Consider the following 22,811-nt stretch of genomic DNA (forward strand, 5'->3'; position numbering starts at 1 on the left):
TCGCCGGCTGACCCGCGACCTGGGGGTTCGGGCGAAACTTGGGATCGGTAGGTGGCGCGCGCAGCGTCTACTTACCTCATGACAACTTCTCAACCTCCCACGAACCAACCGCAGTCCGCCGGCTTGGACAAGAAGACCAGCGCGATCCTGTCCTACGCACTGGGGTGGCTCACCGGAGTCATCTTCCTGTTCGTCGGCAAGAACGACCCCGACGTGAAATTCCATGCCTCGCAATCGATCGTCTTCTTCGGAGCGGTCTCGGTGGTCAATATCGTTCTGAGCATCGTCGGCTCGCTCCTCGGAGTCGTGGGGATCATCTTCAGCCTCGCCGGACTCGCGGTCGCGGTCTTCGCGGTCGTCGTCTGGGTCATGGCCATGGTCCAGGCGAACAACACCGGCGGTGTCCGCGCAGAACTTCCCCTGGTCGGAAAACTCACCGCCCCATATGCCGATCGGCTGGCCAACTCGGTCGAGTAGCGGCATATTCGAAGTCCGCAACGAGATTCGCAACCCTGCGGGCAACCAGCTGCGACAGTCCGAAGACCGACGGCCCGAGTTGTCTCGGGCCGTCGGCGTCCGCGCGGAACGTCCGATATCGCCGCGATCCGGGCGGTCTTCGGGGCAGCCGCAGGCCGCGAATGCCGCCTCCCGTGCTGACCGAAACGGTCCGGGCCGTCCGTGCTCACCCCGCTCGGCTGGCGGTCCCATCACCTCCGCGATGCCGAGCCTTCGGATTGATGTAGAGCCGAACACCCTTGTACATCACCGTGTTCGGCACATCGTCGTCGTTATCCGGGTCGCCGGTGCCCCCCGGATCCGGCAGTTCCGCCCTCTCCTCGATGACGATCTGCGCCCGCGCCGCACCAGGATCGAACATCTCCTGAAACGGCCCGGCGAACGACCCCCCGAGCCCGCGGCGCTTCGCCCGAACAGCCGCCCACCCGAACAACCCCAATGGGCCGCCGATGGTGGCGATCAGCAGCAACAAGTCCCCACCCATGCCCACGAGCGTACCGATGCCTTCGAATATGGACCTGGCCTGCAGCACTCGTGGCGCCGTCCAGACCGCACCGCCCGTTGTGCCTACTACTGCTTGCCGGGGTGCACCCCATCCCCGTCGGACCCAGTGGAAGCGCTGTCGTTTCGCCGGGCATGTCGGATGCCCGCCCACCCCAGCGGGAATTGGACACGACCGGTTCTGATGTCGCCGATGAGTTGCGCGTAGCCGTCGCGGACCTCGCCGAGATGGACCCATGCGGAGTGCCGAAGCTCCTCGCAGTCGGTGTGCAGCACCGTCCACCATGCCTCGGCGTAGGACTTCGCGACGTGACTGATCACCTCACCGAAGGTGTGGGTGTGGCGGCGGGCGCACCGGCTGTGCCGGACGTAGAACGCCGCCCACGAGTTGATCTTGTCGACGACCTTCGCGATTTCCGCGTGCAGGGCCGCCTCGGTGACGTCGGGCCGCGGCGGATTCAGAACCGTCGAGATCAGAGCGGCGTGTAGATCGCCCAGTTCCCGTGCCCACGCGACGAGCGGCAACGGCTCGGCGAGACGACCACCGATCGCGGCCAATAGTTGTTCCGGCGACAGCAGAGCTCCCGCGTCCGTCGCGGGATCCTCCGGCGCCTCCGCCGTACCCGCGTCCAGGGGACTCACTTGTTCTCCATCGCGGGCCGACGCTTCGAGCAGGCCGGACTATCCGACCATGTGGTGGACTTCGCGGACGTTACGTGCTCGGACTCACGGGCCGCGAGGCGGTGGATGGTGACCATCTGACAGCGAGGGCTCATGGCGCGGGGTGACCACAGGTTATGGCTGATGACGACGTCGTGGTCACCGCCTTGGCGGGATAAGCGCATGGTTGATTGCCCGAAGGTAGATGAACTATTGATACCGGCGAGTGCACCGCTGTGACTCGGCGCATAATGCTAATACTGACTGCACACTCAGTCAACGCCGGGGTAACGCCGTCACTGGGCGCTAGAGTGTGCGGGAAAATTTGGACCGAAGAGGGGTGGTATCGGTGGGTAGGCGTGTGGCTGAGCCGGGCAAGTCGGGTGCGATCCTCGATATCTTCACGCGCCATGTTGCCGAGAAGGGCTACGACGGGACCAGCTTCAGTGGCGTCGCGAGCGAGTTGGGCATCTCGCAGGGCTTGATCGTGCACCACTACGGCACGAAGGCGCGGTTGCTGGAAGCCCTGCACATTTCCTATATGCGGCAGCGGATCGATGAGGCAGAGCGCATCGTAGCGGAGTTTCCTGCGCCTGCCGAACGGATGGCCGCGCTGTTGTTCGCGTCCATGCTCTATCAGGTGCATGATCGAAATCGGACCGTCGCTTTCCAGCGCGAGGTCGCGCGGTTCGCCCAGCAAGAGGAGACCTCCGAGGGGCGTAAACTGCGACGGCGCTACATCGAAATGCTGCGCAATGTGCTCGAGTCGGGCGTTGTTTCGGGTGAGTTCCGGCCTGTCGATGGAAGTATCCGGACCCTGCTCATCTTCGGTGCCGCGCAATGGGCGTGGACGTGGTTCGAGCCGGAAGGGCGTAGGTCCGCCGAACAGGTCGGCGCCGAACTGGTCGATTTCACTCTTGGCTCTTTACTGGTGGATCGGAGTTCGTTGCGGCGTCTCAGCGATCCCGACGGCCCGATTGTCGCCGCGGTAATCGAAATCATCACCGCAGAAGGGACGCCGAAGGAACTGCCGGACATCTGACCACGCACTCGGCTCGCCGGGCCACAACCACCGCGCCGGAGACGTGCACCGCTCTCGAAGCCCAGTTGCCGGATCAGCGTGGCCACCGCCGGATCGAACGCGGCGGGCAGGCGCTGGACGCGACCGGAGTTCAGTCCAGCGCGGAAGCCCGACCACTTGTCGGCGTGGCGGTGGCGGCCGTCGGGCCGGAACGGAGTCGGTCGGGCAACAGAAGATCCCCTCACGAACCTCCGGTGCCCGGCCGAGGACCTCGGGCGCCGCGGTGAATGTCAGCTGATCGAGTTCGCCCGCACCGTGTTTCGCGGTGCCTCGCGCCGCGTCGAGGAAACGGTCCTGCTCCGCACGATCTACTACCCCGTCGGCCCGCGTCCGAAACTTCTCGATGTCGTGGGCGCGGGGAACGGGCGCGCGCCGCGCGGAAACGCCTCGTCGGCGGCGCGAGCGCGTACGATATGGGTCTTCATGCACCCTTCGGGTTCCAGACGGCTACCGGCCCAAGGGCCTCTCTTCGCACGCTACGCAGCGGACGCCGAAGCAAGAATCCCGTGCAAATGCCGATTTCTGTGGGCGAGAAGTACCGGTTATGCGATGTTTGCGAAGACGAAGCCGCTAGGATTCGCCCGTGCGCAAGATGTATGCGGGCGCCCGGCTGCGGCGACTGCGCGAGGAACGACGGATGACGCAGGCGGCACTGGCGAAATCCCTCGATCTCTCGCCCAGTTATCTCAACCAGCTGGAACGCGACCAGCGACCGCTCACCATTCCGGTGCTGTTGAAGCTCAACTCCACCTTCGACCTGGACGTTCAGTTCTTCGCCGCCGACTCCGACGCCCGTCTGGTCTCCGACCTGCACGAGGTGCTCGTGGACGCGGCGGGCGGCGACAGCGCCCCGCTGACCGAGGTCGAGGAGCTGGCCACCCGCCAGCCTGAGGTGGCCCGCATCCTGGTCGCCATGCACCGACGGTTGCGCGCCGCCACCGACCAGCTCGATCTGCTCTCCTCCCGGGTGGCCGCGCCCACCGGCGGGCCCGGCGTCCCGATGCCCTACGAGGACGTCCGCGACTTCTTCTACGACCACCACAACCACATCCCGCACCTGGATCACCTCGCCGAACAGCTCTTCGAGGAGTGCGGTCTCACCATCGGCTCGCTGGACCGCCAGCTCGCCAGGATCGCCGAGGAACGAGCAGGGGTGACCGTTCTGGTGCGCGGCGACGGCGCCGATCCGTCGATCCCGAAGCGCCACTACGACCCCGAGAGCCGCACGCTGACCCTGGCCCGCAGGCTGCGCCCCGGGCAGCGCGCCTTCCAGATCGCGACGACCCTGGGCTTCCTGCTCTTCGGCCCCGAGCTCGACGCGGTGCTCAGCGAAACCCCCTCGCTCACCGGCGAATCCCGCGCGCTGGCCCGAATTGGACTGGCCAACTACTTCGCGGGCGCGCTGATCCTGCCCTACGGCCGGTTCCTGCGCTCTGCCGAGGAACTGCGCTACGACATCGACCTGCTGAGCCTGCGTTTCGAGGTCGGTTTCGAGACCATCTGCCACCGCCTGAGTACGCTGCAACGGCAGGGCCAGCGCGGGGTTCCGTTCTTCCTCGTCCGCACCGACCGCGCGGGCAATATCTCGAAACGCCAGTCCGCCACGGCTTTCCACTTCTCTCGTGTCGGCGGCAGCTGCCCGCTGTGGGTGGTGCACGAGGCGTTCGCCCACCCGGGCCGCATCCTCACCCAGATCTCCGCCATGCCGGACGGCAGGCGCTACCTGTGGATCGCCCGGACGGCGTTCATCGCGCCGCACGGATTCGGCACGGCGACGAAGAATTTCGCCATCGGGCTCGGCTGCGACATCGAATACGCCGACCGCCTGGTGTATTCGACCGGGCTGCACTTGGACGACCCCGGCGCCGCGGTGCCGATCGGCGCGGGATGCAAGGTGTGCGAGCGGCCCGCTTGCCCGCAGCGGGCGTTCCCGCAGATCGGCAGTCCGCTGGCGGTGGCGGAGAACACCAGCACCGATCTGCCTTATCCGCGGATGCTGCGCTGACCCTCACCCGCGCAGGTGGGTCAGCTTCTCCGGATTGCGAATCGCGTAGACCGTGCGCACCTTTCCGGTGTCGGCGTCGACGTCCAGCAGCAGGACGGCCGCAGGCGCACCGCCGGAATAGACGACCGCGGACGGCTCGCCGTTGGTCCACCCGTACCGGATCGTCATGTCGGGGACCGAGGTCAACACCATAGGACTGGTGAGCAGGCGCGCGACCTTGTCCGGTCCGTGCACCGGCCGCAGCGCCGCGCGAAGCAGGCCGCCGCCGTCGGACAGGAACGTGACGTCCGGCGCGAGCAGTTCCAACAGACCCGTCACGTCCCCGCTGAGCTGGGCGGCGAGGAAGCGCTCGGTCACCGCCCGCTGGGTGCGCGCGTCGGCCTGGTAGCGCGGACGCTTGGCGCGCACGTGGTCCCTGGCTCGGTGCGCGAGCTGGCGGATCGCCGGGGTCTCCCTGCCCAGCATCGCGCCGATCTCGGCGTGCGGATAGCCGAACACCTCGTGCAGCACGAACACCGCGCGCTCGAGCGGGGTGAGCGTCTCCAGGACGACGAGCATCGCCAGCGACACCGACTCGCCGCGCAACGCGATCTCGGCGGCGTCCGCGCTGTCCCTGACCTCCGGGGTGTCGGCGACCAGCGGCTCGGGCAGCCAGGGCCCGACGTAGGTCTCACGCCGACGGGCCAGCGTCTCCCGGCGCGAGAGCGCGTTGTTCACCGCGATCCGCACCAGGTACGCGCGCGGGCTGGTGATCTCGCCGAGGTCCGAGCGGTGGCGCGACTCCCAGGCCAGCCAGGTGTCCTGCAGGACGTCCTCGGTGTCGGTGACGGTGCCCAGCATGTTGTACACGATCGAGAAGAGCAGTTCGCGATGCTCGGCGAAGACGTCCGTCGCCTGTTCGTCCATGGTCTCGATCATCGTTCCTCCTGTGCCGGAAAGCTCGCGCGGCTGTCGTACCCCGAGAGTGTTTCGAGGCGCGGAACGTGACATCGGGGCCGCGGAATGTGATCTGACTCTCGCCACGTCACCTCCCCTCGGCGCCTCCGCTCTTGGTTGGCGACAGGACGAAAACCGTCCGGATTCGCAGAGAAGGACCCGACAGTGCGATCACCGACCGAAATACCCTCGTATCTGGCGACCCGTCGCGGCAAGCTCACGCTGGCGCTGCTGTGCACGGTCGCCTTCCTCGACTTCGTCGACGGCTCGATCGTCAACGTCGCGCTGCCGACCATTCAGCGCGAACTCGGCATGGACGTCTCGACGCTGCAATGGGTCACCAGCGGCTACCTGCTGACCTACGGCGGGTTGATGCTGCTCGGCGGCCGCCTCGCCGACCTGCTCGGCCGCCGCCGCGTGCTCGTGGCGGGCACGCTGCTCATCGCCGTGGCCTCGGCGGTCGGCGGTCTCGCCGACGACAGCGGGCTGCTGATCGGCGCGCGGCTGGCCCAGGGCGTCGGCGCGGCGCTGATGCTGCCCGCCGCGCTGTCCATCCTCACCACGACCTTCCGCGAGGGCTCCGACCGCACGACGGCGCTGAGCGTGTGGGGCGGAGCCGCGGGCCTGGCGTCGGCGGCGGGCGTCTTCCTCGGCGGCGTGCTGGCCGAGGGACCCGGCTGGCGCTGGGTGTTCTACGTCAACACCCCGGTCTGCCTGCTGGTGCTCGCGGCCATCCCGGCGCTGGTTCCCAACGATCGGCGCAACGAGATCCGCGGTGGCTTCGACCTTTTCGGCACCGCGCTGGGCACCGGCGGCCTGATGCTGCTGGTGTACGGCCTGGTCAAGGCGCCGGAGCACGGCTGGGGCGACGCGACGACGCTGGCGCTGCTCGGCGGCGCGGCGGCGCTGCTCATCGCGTTCGTGGTCAACGAACACCGCTCGGCCGATCCGCTGGTGCCGCTGTCGATCTTCCGTATCCGCGGTCTGGCCGCGGCGAACGTCACCCACCTGATCGTCGCGGCGGGCATGCTCGCGATGTTCTTCTTCGTGACGCTGTACATGCAGTCGGTGCTCGGCTACGGCGAATTCAAGGCCGGTGTGGCGTACCTGCCGGTGAGCCTGACCATCGGTGTGGCGGCGGGACTCTCGGCGAAGCTGTTCACCAGGGTGGGCACCCGGCCGGTCATCGTGGGCGGCGCGGCGATCACCGGGCTCGGCATCGTGTGGCTGTCGTTCATTCCGACCGACGGGTCCTACCTGGCGCACCTGCTGCCCGGCATGCTGGTCATGTCGGTGGGCGCGGGCGCGGTGTTCGTCGCGAACACCACCGCCGCCAACGCGGGCGTGCCCGGCGAGCAGGCCGGACTGGCCGCCGCCCTGCTCAACACGGCCCAGCAGATCGGCGGCGCGCTCGGCATCGCCGTGCTGACCGCGATCGCCACCTCCCGCACCACCGCGCAGTTGGCGGCGGGCGAGCCGCAACTGGACGCGATGACCGACGGCTTCCAGCGCGCGCTGCTGGTCGGCGGACTGATCGCGGTCGCCGGGGCGATCATCGGGCTGTGGACCGCGGACTCGCGCGGTGAGAACGACGCCGACTCAGCCGAGGACCAGCCGAAAGTCTTTGCGGCATAACAGCATCGAACGCCAGGGACGGACCAGGGAGGTCCGTCCCTCGGTCGTGTCATGACTTGGCCAGGTACGCCAGTCGCTCACGGCGGCGTGCATCACGCCAGCCGCGCCCGGGTGCTCGCGGGACGGGGCCGTCCCGCGGTGGCGTCACGACTTCGCCAGATACTCCAGCCGCGCACCATCGACGGCGGCGCGCATCATGCTCGCCAAGCCGGGATGCTCGCGCAATCCGGGATCGGCCTCGACCAGTTGCCTGGCCAGATCCTGCGCCGTGGTGATGACTTCCAGGTCGTCGAGCAGGGACAGCAGCTTGAGCGAACTCGCCGTACCGGACTGCGCCGCGCCGAGCACATCGCCCTCGCGGCGCTGGCGCAGATCGAGCACGGAGAGCTCGAAACCGTCGGTCGTCGCGGCCACCGCTTCCAGCCGGGTCATCGCCGAACCGCCGGGCGCGGCGTCGGTGATCAGCAGACACAGGCCCGGGTGCTTGCCGCGACCGATCCGGCCACGCAACTGGTGCAGCTGGCTGACGCCGAACCGGTCGGCGTCCACGATCACCATCACCGTCGCGTTCGGCACGTCGACGCCGACCTCGACGACCGTGGTGCACACCAGCACATCGATCTGCGCGTCGTTGAAGGCGCGCATGACCTGGTCCTTCTCGTCCGCGGGCAGCCTGCCGTGCAGCAGGCCGACCCGGACGCCCGCCATCGGCCCGGCGCGCAGCATGTCGAAGACATCGACCACGGCCTGAGTGGTCGGGGCCTCCTTCTCCTCGGCCGCCTTGGCCTTACCGCGGCCTTTGCCGGAGCCGCCGTTCTCCTCGTCGTCGCCGATGCGCGAGCACACGACGTAGGCTTGGCGGCCCTCTTTCACCTCTTCGAGAATGCGTTCCCACGCCCGGTCCACCCAGTTCGGATGTAGTTTGCGCGGAACGACTTTCGACGTGATGGGCGAGCGGCCGCGGGGCAGCTCGGTGAGGGTGGAGGTCTCCAGATCGCCGAGGGTGGTCATCGCGATGGTGCGCGGAATCGGGGTCGCGGTCATCACCAGCAGGTGCGGGCTCGTCCCCGCTTTCGCCTTGGCGCGCAACGCGTCCCGCTGTTCGACGCCGAAGCGGTGTTGTTCGTCGACCACCACCATGCCGAGGTCGAAGAACTCGACGTTGTCCTGGATCAGCGCGTGCGTGCCGATGACGATGCCCGCCTCACCGGTGACGGCCTCGAGCAGCGCGGCCTTCTTCGCCGCGGCCGACATGGAACCGGTCACCAGCACCACCCGGGTGGACTGCTCGGCAGCGCCCAGCTCGCCCGCCGTACCGAGCTCGCCGAGCATCGCGCGCAGCGACCGATAGTGCTGGGCGGCAAGCACTTCCGTCGGCGCTAGCAACGCGCACTGCTGACCGGCGTCGACCACCTGGAGCATGGCGTGCAGCGCGACGATCGTCTTGCCCGAGCCGACCTCACCCTGTAGCAGCCGGTGCATCGGCTGGGTGCGGCCGAGATCGGCGGAGATCTCCGCGACCACCTGCCGCTGACCGGCGGTGAGCTCGAAGGGCAGCTGCCGGTCGAAGGCCGCGGCGATGCCGTCGGTGCGCGGCGGGCACGGCCGCGCGACCCGGCCCGCGACCTCGTGCCGCCGCTCGGCGAGCACCAGTTGCAGCGCGAGTGCCTCGTCGAAGCGCAGCCGGTCCTTGGCGCGGTCGATATCGGTTTTGCGCTCCGGCAGATGGATCAGCCGCAGCGCGTCGGAGACCGGCATGAGGGCGCGGTCCTCGCGAATGTCCTCCGGCAGCGGATCGTCGATCGGGTCGAGCTGTTCGAGCACCTGGCGCACGCAGGCCAGCAGATCCCAGCTCTGCACCTTCGCGGTGGCCGGGTACACCGGGATGAACTCGCGCTCCATGAACGAGACGTCCACTCCCCCTGCGCCTTTCGCGCTCTGCGCCAGACCGCGTAGATCGCCGCCGCCGCGCACCTTGGTGAAGGTGCCGACCGAATCGTCCTCGGTCTCGGGCAGGATCAGGTAGCCGGGATGGCTGAGATTCCAGCTGCCGGGCCGCCAGTAGCTGACCGTGCCGGACATCATGGCCCGAAGTCCTTCTTTGACAACGTATTTCACCTTGTCGCCGTTGAAGAACGTGACGTCGACCGGGCGTCCCGACCCGGTGTCGAGCAGAACCTTGAGCAGCGATCCGCGCCGGTTGCGCATCGGTTTGAGCTCGGTCTTGGTGATCCGGCCGATGACGGTGATGTGCGAACCGTCCTCGGGCGCTTCCTCCGTGAGCGGCTGGCCCTGGGTGGCGTAACGCAAGGGGTAGTGCCGCAGCAGATCCTCGACGGTGTTCATGTCGAAGGCCTCGGACAGCGAATCCGCGGCCTTCGCACCAAGGATGTGGTCCAGCCGATCGCTCAGTGTCGCCATGTCTCCACCCTTGTACTGATGCCTCTCATTCCACCCCGATCTGCGCCAGATCCCCTTGCTGGCCACCGGAATACACCGTGACCTCGACGCCGGGAAAACCTTGGGCGATGTGCGCGCTCAACTCCTCGGCCAGCCCGGCGGGCGCGTCCGCGCCCATCAGCAGGGTGACCAATTCGCCGCCGAGGCCGAGCATCCGGTCCAGCAGCGTCAGCGCCGCGCCGCGCACGTCGCGGTCGATCACCACCACGTCGTGGCCGACCAAGCCGAGCCCGTCGCCCGGCTCGCAGGTGCCGACCATGGTCAGCGCGCGCTCGGTGGCCGCGCGCAGCGAACCCCACCGGGTCGCCGCAGCGGCCTCCGACATCGCGAACGCGTCGTCCACGGCGATCCGGCCGCGATCGTGCACCGCCAGCGCCGCCAGGCCCTGGACCATGGAACCGCTCGGCAGCAGCAGCACGTCGCGGTGCGCGTCGCGCGCGGCGACACCGACGGCGACCAGTTCGTGCGCGGGCAGCGCGCCGTTCGGAAGCACGAGCACCTCGCGGTGCGGCATCCGCCGGATCGCGGTGAGCAGTGCGGTCGAGGTCACCGGGTGCGCGCCGAGCACGACCGCGCCCGCCGCCTCGAACAGCGCGGCGGCTCCCGATCCCGCGGCGACGGCGAGCACACCGCGATCGGCGGGGCCCTCGGCACGGTCTCGATCTACGCCGGTTTCGCCGACGCGCGCCCGGCTCTCTCCGGAAGACCGCTGCGGCTCGAGGTGGTCGCGGCCGACCGGGGCCGTGATGGCGAAGCTCTCGATGCGGATATCGCGCACGACGCCCGCCGCGAGCCCGGCCTCCACCGCCGCGCCCGCGTCGGCGCAGTGCACGTGCGCGGACCAGCTCCCGCTGCCGTCACCCACCACCACTACCGAATCGCCGAGTTCGGCGAGGCGCTCACGCAGTCGGGCGACGCGCGCCAGGTCGGTTCCGGTCAGCAGGTACATGACCTCGAAGTGCGCGCCGTCGAGCTCGGTGCCATCGTCCGAAACGCCTGCCACTGCGGCGAATTCACCCGGCAGGTAGTCGGGTCTCGTCGGAGTCTCGCCGAGGGCGACGGCGACCAGCGCGTCCAGCAGCACCACCAACCCGCGCGCGCCCGCGTCCACCACACCGGCCGCCCGCAGCACCTCGAGCTGGGACGGGGTGTCGCCGAGCGCCTTGGCCGCGCCGTCGGCGGCCGCGACGGCGACCTCGGCGAGTGTGTCCTCCGGGCAGGTCACCGCGCAGTCGGCGGCGCACTCCAGCACGGTGAGCAGCGTGCCTTCGACCGGATCGCTCAGCGATTCGCGGACCAGCGCGGCGGCGCGGCGCAGGGCGGAACGCAGGGTCTCGGCGGTGAGCGGTCCGTCCGTCGTCGCTTCGGCGATGCCGCGCAGCACCTGCGAGAGGAGGATGCCGCTGTTCCCTCGCGCGCCCGCGGTGGCGCCGCGCGCCAGGGCCGCGGCGACTCGGTTCGCGCTCGTTTCGTCCGGCGCGGCGTCGGCCGCTCGGACCGCCGCGCGCATGGTGGCGAGCAGGTTGGTTCCGGTGTCGGCGTCGGCGATGGGGAAGACATTGAGCGCGTTGATCTCCGCGCGCCGCTCTTCGAGACCGTCCAGACAGAGGCGGCTCCAGTCCCGCAGCGCCGCGCCGTCGATCTCCTCCCGCTGCCCCGGCACCGTCACCTCGCTCCCTTCGCACCGCCCGCACAACACCGCCGTCCGCCAGGTTAGCTGGCGATACCGACAGCGGCCGCGTGACACCGAATCGGTATGCTGGCGGGGTGTTCGACGGCTGGGACGGCCCGTCCGACCGGGTCCCGGTTTGGCGGATCGGCGTGGCATTGGCTACCCTTGCTGGGTTGCTCGTGCGGCCTGAAGCTGGCCTGCGCTGGTCGACGTCAGTCGGCAGGGCACATCACGACATTGTTTCCGGACATGCCGCATCATTGTGCGGCGGTCCCCACATGACATGAAGGAGTTCGCGACTATGGCTGCCGTCTGCGACGTCTGCGCCAAGGGCCCCGGCTTCGGGAAGTCGGTCTCGCACTCGCACCGGCGCACCAACCGTCGCTGGAACCCGAACATCCAGACCGTGCGCGCGCAGGTTGCCCCGGGCAACACCCGCCGTATGAACGTGTGCACCTCCTGCCTGAAGGCAGGCAAGGTGGTTCGCGGCTGATTCGGCCCCCGGTCGATCAGCATCAAGACAAACGCCCCGGCGCCCGACAAGGGTGTTCCGGGGCGTCGTCGTCGGTAGGTGTTCCGAGATACCGATCCGAGGGCAGCGCATGGCAGAGGTGAGCACGCGAGCATGGCGGGTCACGCCGCTCGCCGCCGAACACGTCCAGGGCCTGGCCGAATGCCATATCGCCTGCTGGCGTGAGGCCTACCGCGGCCTGGTCCCCGATCACGTCCTCGACGCCTTCGACGTGGACCGGCGCGCCGAAGCGTGGGACCGCGTCCGCCGCGCGCATCCCGACAGCACGCACGTGGCTGTCGTCGGCGACAGCGTCGTCGGCTTCGCCAGTTCGGGCCCGCCCAGGGACCGGGCGCCGGTCGCACCGCTCGAACTCAACGCGTTGTACGTGCGCGCCGACTGGTACGGCACCGGTCTGGCGCGCGAGTTGCTCGACACCGTTGTGGCCCCCGGCCAGCCGTGCTCGCTGTGGGTGTTCGAGGACAATCCGCGCGCCCAGGCCTTCTACCGCAAGCACGGTTTCGCGCTGGAGGGCGCGCGCAAGGTCGAGGATTTCACCATCGCCATGCAGGTGCGGATGGTGCGTCCGGCGCGCACGACCGAAACCACCCGGTAGCGGGAACGAGCGTCGAGGCGAGCCCGAGCAAACGATAGGGTTCCCTCATGACCTCCACCGCGCAGACCGAGTACGTCACGACCACCGACGGCGTCCTCCAGATCACGATCGCCACCGCCGCCAATGGCACCTCGATGGATTTCGCCGGAATCAACGCGGGCACCGCAGCGCTGACGGACCTCGGCCCGGAGATCGGCGCGGTCGTGCTCACCGGGTCGGGCGCGAACTTCTGCGCGGGCGGCAACGTGCGCGGCTTCGCCGCCGCCGAGGACCGCGCCGCCCACATCCACGGACTCGCGACGGATCTGCACGCCTTCGTGCGCGCACTGGACGAGACCCGCGTCCCGGTGCTCGCCGCGGTGCAGGGCTGGGCGGCGGGCGCGGGCATGAGCCTGGTCTGCGCCTCCGACATCGCACTCGGCGGCCCGTCCACCAAGCTGCGGCCCGCCTACCCGGGCATCGGCCTGAGCCCCGACGGCGGCATGTCGTGGACGCTGCCGCGCATCGTCGGCGCGGGGCGCGCCGCCGAGATCCTGCTCACCGACGCCGTCCTGGACGCGGACGAGGCCGTCCGGCTCGGCATCCTCAGCCGCCTCGTGGCCGACGCCGACGTGCGCGCCGAGACGCTCGCGCTCGCACAGGAACTGGCGCGCGGCCCCCGCTCCACCTATGCCAGCATCAAATCACTGCTGGCGCAGTCGAATTCGGCGTCGCTGAGCGAACAGCTGGACTTGGAGCGCGATTTCATCGCCGCAGCGGCGAACAGCCGTACCGGCCGGGAAGGCGTGGACGCTTTCGTGGCGAAGCGCAAGCCGGACTACGACAACCCGGCCTGACCTACTTCAGGTTCTCCACCACGAACTTCGCGACCGCGTCGGTGAACGAGTCGTTGTCGTCACCGGCCGCGGTGTGCGCCGCACCGCCGATCTCGACGAGTTCGGCGTGCGGCACCAGCGCCTGGAACGCCGCCGCGCCCTCGGCGCTCACCACGTCGGACTGCGCGCCGCGCACCAACAGCACCGGGACGCGCAGGGCGCTGGCCGCCGTCTCCATCTGCTCGACCATCGCGCTCGGATCCTCGACGCGGTCGCGCAGCATGTCCGGGTCCCAGTGCCAGTACCAGCGGCCGTCCCGCTGGCGCAGATTGCGCCGCAGGCCGTCGGTGTTCTCCGGCCGCGGCCGGTGCGGCAGGTACTCGGCGACCGCGTCGGCGACCTGGTCGAGGGTGTCGAAGCCGTCGCGGTGCTTGCTGAGGAAGTCGATGACCCTGGCGACGCCCTCGGGCTCGGGCCGGGTGACGATGTCGACGAGGACCAGGGCGCGAATCGACGCACCGCCCGGCGTCGCCGTGGTCAGCAAGCCGGTGATGCCGCCCATGCTGGCGCCGACCACGACCGCGCCCCCGCCCGGTGCGCTCGCGGCGTCCAGCTGTTCCAGCACGAGCGTCAGGTCCGCGACCATCGTCTCGCGCGTGTAGTCGCGGTCCGGCGACCACTGGCTGTCGCCGTGGCCGCGTGCGTCCAGGGTGACCACCCGCATCCCGGCCGCGGCCAGCTTCGCGCCGGTCTGCTTCCACGAGTGCCTGGTCTGTCCGCCGCCGTGCAAGAAGACGACGAGCGGGCCGCCGACCGGGCCGAATTGGTCGGCAGCGAGCTCGAGCCCACCCGAACCGCGCAAGCGCAGCCGAGTGGGCTCGAGAAGATTGTTCGCATTACTCACGATCTGAGCATCGCACAGGGCGCCTACGCCTCGTCGTGAGCCTCGGTGAACGCGGTGCTCAGCAGTCCAGGCGCATGGCGCTGAAGGTGCGCTGGAACAGGCAGGCGACCTTCGCGTTCACCGACGCGGAGATGGTGGAGGAGCCGGTCGAGGTGAACTCCTCGGCCACCGGCGCGGTCTCGCTGGTCGCCGTGGCGGGCTCCAGGGGAAGCGGCGCGGCGGTCGCCGCCGACGTCGCGCCCGCGATAGCGGCGGCCATGGCCAGCGTGGCGGTGGTGCCGCGCAGGGCCCCGCGAACGGTGTTGTGCTGCATTGCAGTGCTCCTCATCTGGTTTTCGTGCGGTGATGCGGGTGGTGCTCGTTCCCGGCGGGCCGGGAGGAAAGAAGGATCAGGGCAGGCGCCAGTCGACGGGTTCGGCGCCCAGTTCGTCGAGCAGCTCGTTGACCCGCGAGAACGGCCGCGAGCCGAAGAAGCCGCGAGACGCGGACAGCGGCGAGGGATGCGCGGACTCGATGTAGGGCACCTCGGCCTCGCTCAGCAGCGGCTTCAGCGTCGAGGCGTCGCGGCCCCAGAGAATCGCCACCAGCGGCTCGTCCCGCGCGACGAGCGCGCGAATGGCTTGCTCGGTGACCGCCTCCCAGCCCTTGCCGCGGTGCGAGGCGGGCTTGCCCGGCGAGACGGTGAGCACGCGGTTGAGCAGCAGCACGCCCTGGTCCGACCACGGGCTCAGATCGCCGCAGGAGGGCGTCGGGTGGCCGAGGTCCTTGTGCAGCTCGGCGAAGATATTGGCGAGGCTGCGCGGCACCGGCGAAACGTCCGGCGCCACAGAGAAACTCAAACCCATGGGGTGACCGGGCGTCGGGTACGGATCCTGGCCGACGATCAGCACGCGAACTTTGTCGAACGGTCGCTGGAAGGCGCGTAGCACGTTCTCGCCCGCGGGCAGGTAGCCGCGTCCCTCGGCGTTCTCGATCCGCAGGAATTCGCCCATCTCCCTGATCCGGTCCGCGACCGGTTCCAAGGCCTGTGCCCAGCCAGGAGCCATGATTTCCGACAGTGGTTTCGCACCCATGACCGCACAACCTATCGTGGGTCGGGGCCGGACGCAGAGTCCGCCCCACGGAACGATTCCCAACCGTTGCCGCCCTCGTGCCGCGCGCCCTCCACGGTGACCCCGGACCCGGACGTCACCCGGCCGATCGCGCGCCAGCCTTCGGGCAGCTCAGCGCCACACGGCCAGGTTCCGGCGAAGGCGTGATCCTCGCCTCCGGCCAGAATCCATTGCGCCGCATCGGTATCCAGTCGGCGGGCCAGCGCGTCGAGGGCGGGGTCGCGCAGCGCGGCCGCGTCGAGATCGATCCCGACTCCCGAGGACTCGGCGATGTGGCCGAGATCGGCGAGTAGTCCGTCGGAGACATCGGTGAGCGAGTGTCCCGCCCGCCAAGCCGATCCGAGCACCGCCTCGTACGGTGGTTGCGGGACCCGGTGGGCGGCAAGCGCTTCGGCGAACTCCTCGGCGTCGGCGCCCGCGGTGAGCGCGGCGAGCCCCGCGGCCGACCAACCCAGCCGACCGGCCACCGCCACCGTGTCGTCCACGCGCGCACCGGCTCTGGTGACCGGCGCGTGGCCGCGCAGATCGCCGAACGCGGTGACCGAGACGACCAGTTCGGGACTGCGCACCAGGTCGCCGCCCGCGATCGAGCCGCCCGCGCGCGCCGCTTCCGCCCACATGCCGTCGGACAGTTCGTCGATGACGTCGACGGGCGTCTCCGCGGGGCAGCCAAGCGCCACCACGAAAGCCGTCGGCGCCGCGCCCATGGCGACCACGTCGGCGGCGTTCTGCGCGATCGCCTTGCGGCCGATCTCGCGCGGGCTCGACCAGTCGCGCCGGAAGTGCCGCCCCTCGACCAGCATGTCGGTGGTCACCACGAAGCGGCCGTCGGGCGCGGCCACCAGCGCCGCGTCGTCGCCGGGACCGAGCAGCACGGCGGGCGCCTGCACCCTGCGGGCGTTGATGCGCTCGATCAGCGCGAACTCGCCCAGCTCACGCACCGTCCGCGGCGCCGCGCTCTCGCTGATGACCGGTCCCTTCCCGAGGTAGTGCCAGCTGGAATCGGCTCGACGGTACCCTGTGCTGGGCAATCGAGACCACCGAGCCGGTCCGCGGCACCCGCCGCGACGCAGCCCGCGCGACCCGCGCCGACCGGCTCCAGCGAGCGCGAAGAGGAAGGACCGGTACGCATGGCGGCGGACTCGTCGGACAGCGACTCGGCGAAGGGGCAGGAACCCACCGAAGGCGAGAAGCCGACCGACCTCGGCAAGGGCGAGGCCGCCTCGGGTCCCGCGGAGAAGATCAGCGCCACCGAGCAGTCCAAGACAGCCGAGACGTCCGACACCGACGGCACCCCAGGGGCCAGCGGTGAGACCGAACCGGCGGAAAAGCCCAGCGCCGCCGAGGAACCCGAGAGCGGAAGCGACGAATCCCGCTATCCCCCGGCATTGATCGCGACCGCGGTCGCGCTGCCGGTCGTCCTCGTGGTCGCCGTCTTGGTCGCCGCCGTCCTCGCCCGCCGCCTGCCGGTGGAACGCGAGCCGCTGGTGCTGGGCCCCGTGCCCGCGCCCGCCGCTACCGGCGAGGCCTGCACCAAGCTGCTGCCCGCGTTGCCCGCCGACCTCGGCGAGTTCACCAAGTCGACCCTGGTCGAACCTGCTCCGCCCGCCACCCGCGCCTGGCAGCGCCCGGACGGCGGAGACGCCATCGTGCTGCGCTGCGGCCTGGACCGGCCGCTGGAATTCCACCGCGCCTCACCGTTGCAGATCGTCAACGACGTGCAGTGGTTCGAAGCGCGCGACGACGCCGCCAAGGCGAGCACCTGGTTCGCCGTCGACCGCGAGACCTACATCGCGCTGACGGTGCCGGACGGTTCGGGACCGACCCCGCTGCAAGAGGTCTCCGACACCATCACCGCGAACCTGCCCGCCAAGCCGCTGGACCCCGGCCCGCTGCCGAACTGATCCGCACGCCCGGAATCGGCGCCGTCGCGACCACGGACTTCGGCGCCGATCGAGACTGCGCTGAAGCACCAGCCGCGTCGGCCCGCCGCTCGGATACCCGCCGATAGCAGCGGCATTCGCACCCACCGAGACAACCGACCACAGCCACGCCGAAGCGGGCAGTCTCGTTCCGCCTGCCCGCTCGGAATTCGCGCCGCCGTCAACGGCCCTCGCACCGGCCCGGAACGGTCGACCTCAGCCACGCCGAAGCAGCCAGCCGCCTTCGACCCGCCCGCGCGATCCCGACGAACGCGCAGCGGACCAAGGCTTACCGCTCAGCGCAGGCCGGTCCCGCGAGCCAGCGCGGTCTCGATCAACGTCGAGACCAGCGCGCCGTACTCGACCCCGGTCGCCTCCCACATGCGGGGGTACATGGAGATCGCCGTGAACCCCGGCATGGTGTTGATCTCGTTGATCACCGGCCCCTGGTCGGTGACGAAGAAGTCCACGCGGGCCAGACCCTGGCAGTCGAGCGCGCGGAAGGCGCGGACCGCCAGTTCCCTGATCTGCTCGGCCACCTCGTCGTCCAGCTTCGCCGGAACGTCGAACTCGCAGACGTCGTCGAGGTACTTGGTGTCGAAGTCGTAGAACTCCGGAGCGTCGTCGTCGGGCATCCGGATCTCGGCGATCACGCTGGCCTCGATCCGGCCGTCCGGGAATTCCAGCACGCCGCACTCCACCTCGCGACCGACGATGCCCGACTCCACGATCACCTTCGGATCGTGCGCGCGCGCCGTCGCGATGGCGGTGTCCAGCTCGCTCCAGTCGTCCACCTTCGTGATGCCGAGCGAGGAACCGGCCCGCGCGGGCTTGACGAACACCGGAAGTCCGAGCCGCTCCCGCTCGGCGGCGGACAGCGTCGCGACACCGGGACGCAGCACGACCTGCGTGCCGATCGGCAGGCCGTCGGCCGCGAGCAGTTTCTTCGTGAACTCCTTGTCCATGCCCGCCGCGCTGGCCAGCACGCCGGGGCCCACGTAGGGGATGCCCGCGAGCTCGAGCATGCCTTGCAAGGTGCCGTCCTCGCCGAACGGGCCGTGCAGGATCGGGAAGACCACGTCGACCGAGCCCAGGGCGGCGGAAGGATCGTCGAGGGCGACCAGCGACCCCGCGCGCTGCGGGTCCGCGGTCAGCGTCAGTGCGGTGCCGGAGGCGTCCACGGCGGGCAGTTCGTCGTCCTTGCGGCGCAGCGCGGCGACGTCGGCTCCGCCGAGCACCCAGGCGCCCTCGGCGGTGATGCCGATCGGCACGGCCTCGTACTTCTCCGGATCGAGGTTGCGCAGCACACTACCGGCCGACAGACACGAGACGGCGTGCTCACTGCTGCGCCCGCCGAACACCACGGCCACCCTGATCCGGTTCGTCATGCACCGAACCGTACCCGCACCGAGCACCGCCGCGAGCGCGGACCGGCCCGCCGCGCGGTGGTCATAGCGACCGTTACCCTGCGGCGATCACTCCGGCTTGACCCGCCGCCCGAGCAGATTGCCGACGGCTTCGCGCACCGAGAGGCCCTCGTGACACACCTGGTGCACCGCGTTGGTGAGCGGCATTTCCACGTCGTGCGCGGCGGCCAGCGCGCGCACCGATGTGCACGATTTCACACCCTCGGCGACCTGTCCCTGGGTGGCCTCCTGCGCCGCCTCCATCGATCCGCCCGCGCCGAGCACGTGCCCGAAGGACCGGTTGCGCGACAGCGGCGAGGTGCACGTGGCGACCAGGTCGCCGACACCGGCCAGGCCCGCGAGCGTCACGGGTTCGGCGCCGAGCGCGACGCCGAGCCGGATGATCTCGGCCAGACCGCGGGTGATCAGGCTGGCGATGGAGTTGTCGCCGAGCCCCATGCCGGAGGCGATGCCGCAAGCCAGCGCGATGACGTTCTTGCAGGCGCCGCCGATCTCGCAGCCGATCACGTCGGTGTTGGTGTATGGCCGGAAATAGCCGGTGTAGCTGGCCTGCTGAACGGCCTCGGCGCGCGCGGCGTCGGAGCAGGCGATCACGGTGGCGGCGGGCTGTCCCGCGGCGATCTCCTTGGCCAGGTTCGGTCCGGACAGCACCGCGATGCGGCTGGACTCCGTGCCGGTCACCTCCGCGATGACCTGGCTCATCCGCAACAGTGTGCCGGTCTCGATGCCCTTGGCCAGGCTCAGCAGCGTCGCGTCGTGCTCGGTGATCGCCGTGTGCAGCGCGGGTTTCCACGTCTCGAGATTCGCCCGCAAGGACTGGGACGGCACGGCCAGAACAACGAGCTGCGCCCCCCCGAGCGCCCGTTCGGGATCGTTGGTGGCGGCCACCGCGGGCAGCTGCACGTCCGGCAGATAGAACGGGTTGCGGTGCTCGGTGGCGAGAGCCTCGGCCACCTCGGCCCGGCGCGCCCAGATGGTGACCTCGGTTCCGGCGTCTGCCAACACCTTCGCGAACGCCGTCCCCCACGATCCCGCACCAAGTACTGCCGCCCTCGTCATCTGCCCAATATGCCATGGAAGGATTGGTGCCATGCGCCCGCACGCCGTGCACGCCGTGATCGCGGTGAAGAGCCTCGATCTGGCCAAGAGCCGACTGGCCGAGCGGCTGCGCCCGGAGCACCGGGCGCGGCTGGTGCTCGCCATGCTCGCCGATACCGTGTCGGCCGCCGCGGCGGTCCCGCAGGTGCGTTCGGTCACCGTCGTCACCCCGGATCCCGCGGTCGCCGAGCTGGCGGACGGGCTCGGCGCGCACGTCCATCCGGAACCGCGCATCACCGACTCCGACGGACTGAACACCGCGCTGTCGGACGCGGCGGCCGCGTTGCGCCGTCGCCACGGGGCGGTCGAACTGCTGGCGCTGCAAGCGGATCTGCCCGCGCTGCGCACGGAAGAACTCGCCGACATGCTGACGGTCGCGCCCGTCGGGCGGCGCGCGGTGGTCATCGATCATGCGGGGACCGGCACGGCCGCGCTCGTCGTCCGCGACGGCGCCGCGCCGCTGGATCCGCGATTCGGCGCCGACTCCGCGCGGCGGCATATCGCGGCGGGCGCAGCCGAGCTGACCGGCCACTGGCCCGGGCTGCGCCTGGATGTCGACACCGCCGTGGATCTCGACCTGGCCGTCGAACTCGGCGCGGGCGACGCCACCCGCGCTGTCCTGCGCGACATCGGCTGGTCCTGCCGTGTTCACGAACCTGTTCGCCGCGTGTGCTAGCCGGTCGCCGAAACGGCGTGATCCGCCCGGCAATCCCGATGTCGACCTGCACACCACACCGCTAGTAGGGGATGATCGGTGACGTGAGCGATACGGAAACCGTCAAGCAACAGCAGCTGCTTCCCACGCCTCCGCCCGCCGTGACTCCGCTGCGGGCCGAGCAGGCGACGCAGCAGTTGCCACGCGATCGCTACTTGAACAGGGAGCTGAGCTGGCTCGACTTCAACGCCAGGGTGCTGGCGCTGGCCGAGGACGCGTCGCTGCCGTTGCTCGAACGCGCGAAATTCCTGGCGATCTTCGCCTCCAACCTCGACGAGTTCTACATGGTCCGGGTCGCCGGGCTGAAGCGCCGCGCCGAGACCGGATTGTCGGTGCGCTCGGCCGATGGTCGCTCGCCGAGCGAGCAATTGGAACTGATCGCCGTCCGCACCCAGGAGATCGCGGACCGGCACGCGCGGGCCTTCCTGGATTCGGTGCTGCCCGCGCTCACCGCCGAGGGCATCGCCATCATCGAGTGGCGCGACCTGAACGAGGATGAGCGCCAGCGTCTCTCGGCCTACTTCCAGGATCAGGTCTTCCCGGTGCTGACCCCGCTCGCGGTGGATCCGGCGCATCCGTTCCCCTACATCAGCGGGTTGAGCCTCAACCTCGCCGTGACGGTGAAGGACTCCGCCACCGGCGGCGAGCACTTCGCCAGGGTCAAGGTCCCCGACAACGTGGACCGGTTCGTGCGGGTCCGGCGCAATTCGTCGGGCAACCCGGTGGCCGCCTTCCTGCCGATGGAAGAGCTCATCGCCGCACACCTGGATCAGCTGTTCCCCGGCATGGACGTGGTGGAGCACCACTCCTTCCGCATCACCCGCAACGCCGATTTCGAGGTCGACGAGGACCGCGACGAGGACCTGCTGCAGGCGCTCGAGCGCGAACTGGCCCGCCGCCGCTTCGGATCACCGGTGCGGCTGGAGGTCTCCGACGACATGACCGAGCACATGCTCGATCTGCTGTTGCGCGAACTCGACGTCGATCCCGGCGACGTGATCCAGGTGCCCGGCCTGCTGGACCTGTCCTGCCTGTGGCAGGTGTACGGCGTCGACCGGCCGAACCTGAAGGACGCGCCGTACGTTCCGGCCACTCCGCCCGCCTTCGGCGAGCGCGAGACCCCACGCAATGTCTTCCAGGCGCTGCGCGAGGGCGACGTGCTGGTGCACCACCCGTACGACTCGTTCTCCACCAGCGTGCAGCGTTTCATCGAGCAGGCCGCGGCCGACCCGCAGGTGCTCGCGATCAAGCAGACCCTCTACCGCACCTCCGGCGACTCCCCCATCGTCAACGCGCTCATCGACGCCGCCGAGGCGGGCAAGCAGGTGGTCGCGCTGGTGGAGATCAAGGCCCGCTTCGACGAGCAGGCCAACATCAAATGGGCACGGGCGCTGGAGCAGGCGGGCGTGCACGTGGTGTACGGCCTCATCGGTCTGAAGACGCACTGCAAGACGTGTCTGGTGGTGCGGCGCGAGGGTTCGACCATCCGCCGCTACTGCCACATCGGCACCGGCAACTACAACCCGAAGACGGCCCGACTATACGAGGACGTCGGATTACTCACGGCGGCACCGGAAATCGGCGCCGACCTCACGGATCTGTTCAACTCGCTGACCGGCTACTCGCGAAAAGCCAACTACCGCAACCTGCTTGTCGCACCACAGGGCGTACGCGCGGGCATCATCGATCGCATCCAGCGCGAGACCGAACTGGCGCTGCAGGGCGCCGAAGCGCGAATCCGCTTGAAGGCCAACGCGATCGTGGACGAGCAGGTGATCGACGCGCTCTACCGCGCCTCGCAAGCCGGCGTGCCGGTGCAGATCGTGGTGCGCGGCATCTGCGGGCTGCGCCCCGGTGTGCCGGGCATGAGCGACAACATCGAGGTGCGCTCCATCCTCGGCCGCTTCCTCGAGCATTCGCGGATCATGCACTTCCAGGCCCAGGACGAGTACTGGATCGGCAGCGCCGACATGATGCACCGCAACCTGGATCGTCGCGTCGAGGTGATGGCCCAGGTGAAGGATCCGAGAATCTGCGAGCAGTTGGGCGGTGTCTTCGACTCGGCCCTGTATCCGACCACCCGCTGCTGGGTACTCCAAGCGGACGGCAGCTGGCATGCCGCACCGGCACGCACCGGCGTGGACGGTGAGCAGGTCCGCGACCACCAAGAATTCCTCATGCGACTGCGGAGACCGGAACAGCAGTGAAAGCGACGACGGGATACG

General features: G+C 69.7%; 21 protein-coding genes. 10 read left to right on the plus strand and 11 right to left on the minus strand.

Annotation, left to right across the window (positions count from 1 at the left end):
* Nucleotides 1-78: 78 nt before the first annotated feature.
* A complete protein-coding gene (locus T333_RS31960; RefSeq protein WP_354999280.1) occupies nt 79-477 on the plus strand; it encodes a DUF4870 domain-containing protein in 399 nt (132 codons plus the stop codon).
* Between the two features lie 205 nt (nt 478-682).
* Here T333_RS31960 and T333_RS31965 read toward each other — a convergent pair whose 3' ends face one another.
* Nucleotides 683-988 (minus strand): hypothetical protein, encoded by a 306-nt coding sequence (locus tag T333_RS31965; RefSeq protein ID WP_496426807.1) that lies wholly within the window; start codon nt 986-988, stop codon nt 683-685.
* A 98-nt stretch (nt 989-1,086) separates the two neighbouring features.
* Nucleotides 1,087-1,659 carry a hypothetical protein gene (locus tag T333_RS31970; RefSeq protein WP_357253799.1) on the minus strand — a complete coding sequence of 191 codons (573 nt, stop codon included), beginning with the start codon at nt 1,657-1,659 and terminating at the stop codon, nt 1,087-1,089.
* A 379-nt stretch (nt 1,660-2,038) separates the two neighbouring features.
* Here T333_RS31970 and T333_RS31975 point away from each other — a divergent pair, with 379 nt between their 5' ends.
* A complete protein-coding gene (locus T333_RS31975) occupies nt 2,039-2,719 on the plus strand; it encodes a TetR/AcrR family transcriptional regulator (protein ID WP_496426808.1) in 681 nt (226 codons plus the stop codon).
* 622 nt (nt 2,720-3,341) lie between these two features.
* Nucleotides 3,342-4,763, plus strand: coding sequence for a short-chain fatty acyl-CoA regulator family protein (locus T333_RS31980; protein ID WP_354999276.1), 1,422 nt, complete (start codon nt 3,342-3,344; stop codon nt 4,761-4,763).
* Between the two features lie 3 nt (nt 4,764-4,766).
* Here T333_RS31980 and sigJ read toward each other — a convergent pair whose 3' ends face one another.
* Nucleotides 4,767-5,681, minus strand: a complete 915-nt coding sequence (gene sigJ, locus T333_RS31985; protein ID WP_354999275.1) for an RNA polymerase sigma factor SigJ — start codon at nt 5,679-5,681, stop codon at nt 4,767-4,769.
* 183 nt (nt 5,682-5,864) lie between these two features.
* Here sigJ and T333_RS31990 point away from each other — a divergent pair, with 183 nt between their 5' ends.
* The gene (locus T333_RS31990; protein ID WP_496426809.1) at nt 5,865-7,334 is read left to right on the plus strand and encodes an MFS transporter; all 1,470 of its coding nucleotides are present in this window, start codon (nt 5,865-5,867) and stop codon (nt 7,332-7,334) included.
* A 144-nt stretch (nt 7,335-7,478) separates the two neighbouring features.
* On the opposite strand, the gene recG is transcribed toward T333_RS31990, so the two are convergent.
* Both recG and T333_RS32000 read right to left on the minus strand, forming a co-directional pair.
* On the minus strand, nt 7,479-9,755 hold the full coding sequence (recG, locus tag T333_RS31995; RefSeq protein WP_354999273.1) for an ATP-dependent DNA helicase RecG: 2,277 nt from the start codon (nt 9,753-9,755) through the stop codon (nt 7,479-7,481).
* Between the two features lie 25 nt (nt 9,756-9,780).
* The gene (locus tag T333_RS32000; protein ID WP_496426810.1) at nt 9,781-11,463 is read right to left on the minus strand and encodes a DAK2 domain-containing protein; all 1,683 of its coding nucleotides are present in this window, start codon (nt 11,461-11,463) and stop codon (nt 9,781-9,783) included.
* A 304-nt stretch (nt 11,464-11,767) separates the two neighbouring features.
* Between T333_RS32000 and rpmB the strand changes: the two genes are divergently transcribed.
* The 3 genes from rpmB (at nt 11,768) to T333_RS32015 (ending at nt 13,429) form a co-directional block, all read left to right on the plus strand.
* Nucleotides 11,768-11,959, plus strand: a complete 192-nt coding sequence (rpmB, locus tag T333_RS32005; RefSeq protein ID WP_011210730.1) for a 50S ribosomal protein L28 — start codon at nt 11,768-11,770, stop codon at nt 11,957-11,959.
* Between the two features lie 109 nt (nt 11,960-12,068).
* Nucleotides 12,069-12,593: a GNAT family N-acetyltransferase gene (locus tag T333_RS32010; RefSeq protein ID WP_496426811.1), complete on the plus strand. Its 525-nt coding sequence runs from the start codon at nt 12,069-12,071 to the stop codon at nt 12,591-12,593.
* 47 nt (nt 12,594-12,640) lie between these two features.
* Nucleotides 12,641-13,429, plus strand: a complete 789-nt coding sequence (locus tag T333_RS32015; RefSeq protein ID WP_496426812.1) for an enoyl-CoA hydratase/isomerase family protein — start codon at nt 12,641-12,643, stop codon at nt 13,427-13,429.
* 1 nt (nt 13,430) lies between these two features.
* On the opposite strand, the gene T333_RS32020 is transcribed toward T333_RS32015, so the two are convergent.
* The 4 genes from T333_RS32020 to T333_RS32035 form a co-directional block, all read right to left on the minus strand.
* Nucleotides 13,431-14,312 carry an alpha/beta fold hydrolase gene (locus T333_RS32020; RefSeq protein ID WP_357253811.1) on the minus strand — a complete coding sequence of 294 codons (882 nt, stop codon included), beginning with the start codon at nt 14,310-14,312 and terminating at the stop codon, nt 13,431-13,433.
* A 58-nt stretch (nt 14,313-14,370) separates the two neighbouring features.
* Nucleotides 14,371-14,625, minus strand: a complete 255-nt coding sequence (locus T333_RS32025) for a hypothetical protein (RefSeq protein WP_067781970.1) — start codon at nt 14,623-14,625, stop codon at nt 14,371-14,373.
* A 76-nt stretch (nt 14,626-14,701) separates the two neighbouring features.
* Nucleotides 14,702-15,385 (minus strand): uracil-DNA glycosylase, encoded by a 684-nt coding sequence (locus T333_RS32030; protein ID WP_496426813.1) that lies wholly within the window; start codon nt 15,383-15,385, stop codon nt 14,702-14,704.
* Between the two features lie 11 nt (nt 15,386-15,396).
* Nucleotides 15,397-16,392 (minus strand): thiamine-phosphate kinase, encoded by a 996-nt coding sequence (locus T333_RS32035; protein WP_496426854.1) that lies wholly within the window; start codon nt 16,390-16,392, stop codon nt 15,397-15,399.
* Between the two features lie 162 nt (nt 16,393-16,554).
* Between T333_RS32035 and T333_RS32040 the strand changes: the two genes are divergently transcribed.
* Nucleotides 16,555-17,328: a DUF3515 domain-containing protein gene (locus T333_RS32040; RefSeq protein WP_496426814.1), complete on the plus strand. Its 774-nt coding sequence runs from the start codon at nt 16,555-16,557 to the stop codon at nt 17,326-17,328.
* A gap of 314 nt (nt 17,329-17,642) precedes the next feature.
* On the opposite strand, the gene T333_RS32045 is transcribed toward T333_RS32040, so the two are convergent.
* Both T333_RS32045 and T333_RS32050 read right to left on the minus strand, forming a co-directional pair.
* Nucleotides 17,643-18,734, minus strand: a complete 1,092-nt coding sequence (locus tag T333_RS32045; RefSeq protein WP_354999266.1) for a D-alanine--D-alanine ligase family protein — start codon at nt 18,732-18,734, stop codon at nt 17,643-17,645.
* Nucleotides 18,735-18,821: 87 nt separating this feature from the next.
* On the minus strand, nt 18,822-19,832 hold the full coding sequence (locus T333_RS32050) for an NAD(P)H-dependent glycerol-3-phosphate dehydrogenase (RefSeq protein WP_496426815.1): 1,011 nt from the start codon (nt 19,830-19,832) through the stop codon (nt 18,822-18,824).
* 31 nt (nt 19,833-19,863) lie between these two features.
* On the opposite strand from T333_RS32050, the gene cofC reads away from it, so the two are divergent.
* Both cofC and T333_RS32060 read left to right on the plus strand, forming a co-directional pair.
* Nucleotides 19,864-20,547, plus strand: coding sequence for a 2-phospho-L-lactate guanylyltransferase (cofC, locus tag T333_RS32055; protein ID WP_496426816.1), 684 nt, complete (start codon nt 19,864-19,866; stop codon nt 20,545-20,547).
* Nucleotides 20,548-20,618: 71 nt separating this feature from the next.
* Entirely contained in the window at nt 20,619-22,793 is a 2,175-nt protein-coding gene (locus T333_RS32060; RefSeq protein WP_354999263.1) for an RNA degradosome polyphosphate kinase, read from the plus strand.
* Nucleotides 22,794-22,811: the final 18 nt, after the last annotated feature.

This window comes from Nocardia sp. CNS-044, assembly GCF_059570515.1.